Consider the following 5204-nt stretch of genomic DNA (forward strand, 5'->3'; position numbering starts at 1 on the left):
GTGCTGCTGCAGGTGTTCGTGCCCTACCGCAAGCTGGCCCACATCCTCAAGTGGCTGACGCTCACGCTGTTTGCCTACGTGGCGGCGGTGTTCGCGGTGCAGGTGGATTGGGGCCGCGTGCTGCACGACCTCGTCGTGCCCCGGCTGCAGTGGAACGGCAGCTACTGGATGATGATCGTGGCGCTGCTGGGCACCACCATCTCGCCGTACCTGTTCTTCTGGCAGGCCTCGCAGGAAGTCGAGGAGCTCCGGCTCAGGGGCGGGCGGCGCGGCACCGACCAGGAGGTGTGGCGCGACCTGCGGCGCGTGCGGCTCGACACCTGGCTGGGCATGACCTTCTCGAACCTGATCGCCTTCTTCGTGATGGTGGTGGGCGCGGCGGTGCTGTTCGCGGCGGGGGTGCACGACGTGTCTTCGGCGGCGCAGGCGGCCGAGGCGCTGCGGCCGCTGGCGGGCGACTTCGCGTTCTGGCTCTTCGCGGGCGGCATCATCGCCACGGGTTTGCTTGCGGTGCCCGTGCTGGCCTCGTCGGCTGCCTATGCGGTGGCCGAGGCCTTCGGCTGGGAAGAAGGGCTGGAGCGGCACTGGCGCGAAGCCAAGGAGTTCTACGGGATCATCGCGGTGGCCACGCTGGTGGGCACCGCGCTCGACTTCACGCCGATCGATCCGATGAAGGCGCTGTACTGGAGCGCCGTGATCAACGGCGTGGTCGCCGTGCCGATCATGGCCGCGATGATGGTGCTGGTGTCGCGCGAGAAGGTGATGGGCCTGTTCACCTCGGGGCGCCRCACGCGCTGGCTCGGGTGGGGCGGCACGGCCCTGATGGGCTTCGCGGCGCTGATGATGGGATGGGACATGGTGCGTTGACCACGCGGGACCGCGCCCGCAGCCCGTGCATCCATCGAAAGTACGCGCCGCCGGGCGCGTATTTTTTTGCCCGGCCGTTCGCACGCCGATGGATGCCCCTACGGAATTTGTACCAAGTTGCTGCATTGCAACAACGGTTTTCCGGGTGTCGGGCCCCGGAAATACGATGAAAGCCTTCGCATTCGACCATCGCCGATCGAATGTTCACTTCCCGGTGAAACCTTTCTCGCTCAAGGCCGCGCGTGAAATTTTCGTGCCCGGAAAAGCGTCACTGAAATTGTTGCAACCACTTGTAGAGTGGTTTGGCGCGTCCATTCCACGCGCCCATGCAGCGTTGCGTTGCCGATTTCATTCAAGAGCTGGAGAAGTGCATGACTACCGCCGATCACCTGGGCCGCACCGCGCCCCTTACCTCGGGTCAGATGGCGATGTGGCTCGGCGCAAAGTTCGCGTCGCCCGACACCAATTTCAATCTTGCCGAAGCCATCGAGATCGATGGCCCCATCGACCCCGCGATCTTCCTTGCCGCCATGCGCCAGGTGGCCGATGAAGCCGAAGCCACGCGGCTGAGTTTTGTCGATACCGACGAAGGGCCGCGCCAGGTCGTGGCGCCCACCTTCACCGGCGAGATTCCGTACCTCGACTTGAGTGACGAGCGCGATCCGCAGGCCGAGGCCGAGCGCTGGATGCGCGCCGACTTCACGCGCAACGTCGACCTGGCGACGGGGCCGCTGTGGCTCTCGGCGCTGATCCGCCTCTCGCCCGCGCGCCACATCTGGTATCACCGAAGCCACCACATCGTGCTCGACGGCTTTGGCGGCGGGCTCATTGCGCGCCGCTTCGCGGACGTCTACAGCGCCATGGCCGAAGGCAGCGCGGCAGTGCCTGATGAATCGCGCCTCGCGCCGATCTCGCAGCTGGCCGAGGAAGACAACGCCTACCGCGCGTCGGGCCGCTTTCCGCGCGACCGCCAGTACTGGGTCGAGCGCTTCGGCGATGCACCGGATCCGCTGAGCCTGGCCTCGCAGCGTTCGGTCAACATCGGCGGCCTGCTGCGCCAGACGGTGCATCTGCCGGCCGCCAGCGTGCAGGCCCTGCAGGCCATTGCGCAAGAGCTCKGGACCACGCTGCCGCAGATCCTCATCGCCACCACCGCGGCCTACCTGTACCGCGCCACCGGCATCGAGGACATGGTGATCGGCATCCCCGTGACGGCGCGCCACAACGACCGCATGCGGCGCGTGCCGGCGATGGTGGCCAACGCGCTGCCGCTGCGCCTGGCGATGCGCGCGGACCTGCCGATCCCGGAACTGATTCGCGAGGTCGGCCGGCAGATGCGGCAGATCCTCAGGCACCAGAGCTACCGCTACGAGCACCTGCGCAGCGATCTCAACATGCTGGTTGCCAACCGGCAGCTGTTCACCACGGTGGTCAACGTCGAGCCCTTTGACTACGACTTCCGCTTTGCGGGCCATGCCGCCAGGCCGCGCAACCTGTCGAACGGCACGGCCGAGGACCTGGGCATCTTCCTGTACGAACGCGGCAACGGGCAGGACCTGCAGATCGACTTCGACGCCAACCCCGCGGTGCACACCGCAGAAGCGTTGGCCGACCACCAGCGCCGCCTGCTCGCCTTCATGGCCGCGGTGATCCGCGAGCCGGACCAGGCCATCGGCCACGTCGACCTGTTGAGCACGCACGAGCGCACGCAACTGCTGGTGGAGTGGAACGGCACGGCGCACCCGGTGCCCGCCAGCCATCTCACCGCATTGATCGAGGCGCAGCTTGCCGCCAGTCCGCAAGGCATTGCGCTGCGCTTGGAAGGCGAGGCGATGCGCAACGACGAACTGAACCGCCGCGCCAACCGCCTCGCGCACCTGCTGCGCGCACGCGGCGCGGGGCCGGAGCGCACCGTGGCGCTGGCCATTCCGCGCTCGATGGAACTGATGGTGGCGCTGCTCGCCACGCTGAAGACAGGCGCCGCCTACCTGCCGGTCGACCCGGACTTTCCGCAGGAGCGCATCGCCTTCATGCTCGGCGATGCGCAGCCGGTGTGCCTGGTCACGACCATGGCGCTCGCGGAGACGCTGCCGGGCGGCGCAGCGCAATTGCTGCTCGACCTGCCGCAAACGATTGCCGAACTGGGGACTTGCGCCGACACCGATCCCGCCGTGGCGATCGACCCCGACCATCCGGCCTATGTGATCTACACCTCGGGCTCCACCGGGACGCCGAAGGGCGCGGTGGTGTCGCACCGCGCCATCGTCAACCGCCTGCGCTGGATGCAGCACCGTTACGGCCTGCGTGCCGACGACCGCGTGCTGCAGAAGACGCCTTCGAGCTTCGATGTGTCGGTTTGGGAATTCTTCTGGCCGCTGATCGACGGCGCCACGCTGGTGCTCGCCAAGCCGGGCGGCCACAAGGACGCGGCCTACCTGGCCGGGCTGATTGCCAGCGAAGCCATCACCACGATCCACTTCGTGCCGTCGATGCTCGAGGTCTTCCTGCGCGAGCCCGCCGCGTCCGCCTGCAGCACGCTGCGGCGCGTGATCTGCAGCGGCGAAGCCCTGTCGCCCGCGCTGGTGTCGCAGTTCCAGCAGCGCCTGTCCTGCGAGCTGCACAACCTCTACGGCCCGACCGAGGCCGCCGTCGACGTCACCTCGTGGGAATGCCCGCGCGAGCCGCAAGCCGCAGCGGCACTGGCGAGCGTTCCGATCGGCCGCCCGATCTGGAACACGCAGATGCATGTGCTGGACAGCGGCCTGCAGCCCGTGCCGCCGGGCGTGACCGGCGAGCTCTACATCGCGGGTATCGGCCTGGCGCGCGGCTACCTCGGGCGGCCGCTGCTGAGCGCCGAACGCTTCATTGCCAACCCGTACGGCGAGCCCGGCAGCCGCATGTACCGCAGCGGCGATCTCGCGCGCTGGCGCAGCGACGGCAGCCTCGACTTCCTGGGCCGCGCCGACCAGCAGGTGAAGATCCGCGGCCTGCGCATCGAGCCCGGCGAGATCGAATCGGTGCTGCTGCGGCATCCGCAGGTGGCGCAGGCCGCGGTGCTTGCGCGCGAGGATGTGCCGGGCGAGAAGCGCCTGGTCGCCTACGTGGTGGCTGCCGATGCGGCCGATCTGCAGGCCGCCGAGCTGCGCACGCACCTGGCGCAGGCCTTGCCCGAGTACATGGTGCCCTCGGCCTTCGTGAGCCTGCCGGCGCTGCCGCTGGGCCCGAGCGGCAAGCTCGACCGCAAGGCGCTGCCGGCGCCCGAGCTGCAGGCCGCCACGCCGTATGCGGCACCGCGCACGCCCACCGAAAGAATATTGGCCGGGCTCTGGGCCGAGACGCTGCACCTGCCGCGCGTGGGCATCCACGACAACTTCTTCGAGCTCGGCGGGCACTCGCTGATGATCGTGCAGCTGATCTCGATGATCCGTCAGCAGTTCATGATCGACCTGCCGCTGGACACGCTGTTCCAGGTCTCCACCATCGCCGGCCTCGCGGAGCTGCTCGACCAGGAGACGGTGGCGCGACCCAGCCTCGTGCCGATGCCGCGCCCGGCCCGCATTCCGCTGTCGTTCGCGCAGCGCCGCCTGTGGCTGATGAACCAGCTCGAAGAGGCCAACCCGGCCTACAACATGCCGCTCGCGCTGCGGCTTTCCGRCCTGCTGGACCGCGCAGCGCTGCACGAGGCGCTGGGCGACCTGGTGCAGCGCCACGAGAGCCTGCGCACCATCTATCCGAACGACAACGGGCTGCCCTACCAGCACATCCTGGACGGTGCCGAAGCGCGGCCGGCAGTGATCGAAGCCGACAGCAGCGAGGACGAGATTGCCGCGCAACTGCATGCCGCGGCGCACCGCGGCTTCGCGCTCGGCACCACGCCGCCCCTGCGCACGCACCTGTTCAAGCTGGCCGCCGACGAGCACGTGCTGCTGCTCTTGACGCACCACATCGTCGGCGACGGGGCCTCGCTGCTGCCGCTGGCGCGCGACCTGAGCGTGGCCTATGCGGCGCGCTGCGAAGGCAAGGCGCCGGGCTGGGCGCCGCTGCCGCTGCAATATGCCGACTACGCGCTGTGGCAGCAGGAACTGCTCGGCAGCGAAGACGACCCCGACAGCATGGCCGGCCGCCAGCGCGAGTTCTGGCGCGAGACCTTGAGCGACTTGCCCGAGCGGCTGAGCCTGCCCGTCGACCGCCCGCATCCGGCGGTGCCCAGCTACCGCGGCGACGTGGTGCCGATGCAGATCGCGCCGCGCGTGCACGAGCGCATGCTGCAGCTGGCGCGCGACGGCCAGGCCAGCGTCTTCATGGTGCTGCAGGCCGCACTCGCGGGGCTGCTGCAC

Annotated in this window: 2 protein-coding genes; both read left to right on the forward strand. The window is 68.9% G+C overall.

Features of this window, described 5'->3' with window-relative positions:
- Positions 1 to 867, forward strand: an 867-nt coding sequence (locus AC1DOC_RS18290) for an NRAMP family divalent metal transporter (RefSeq protein WP_478130215.1), incomplete at its 5' end; no start/stop codon positions are given.
- A gap of 371 nt (positions 868 to 1238) precedes the next feature.
- Positions 1239 to 5204: amino acid adenylation domain-containing protein (locus AC1DOC_RS18295; protein ID WP_478130216.1), on the forward strand; the 3966-nt coding region annotated here is incomplete at its 3' end.

Source organism: Variovorax sp. 01T439_2, assembly GCF_056398445.1.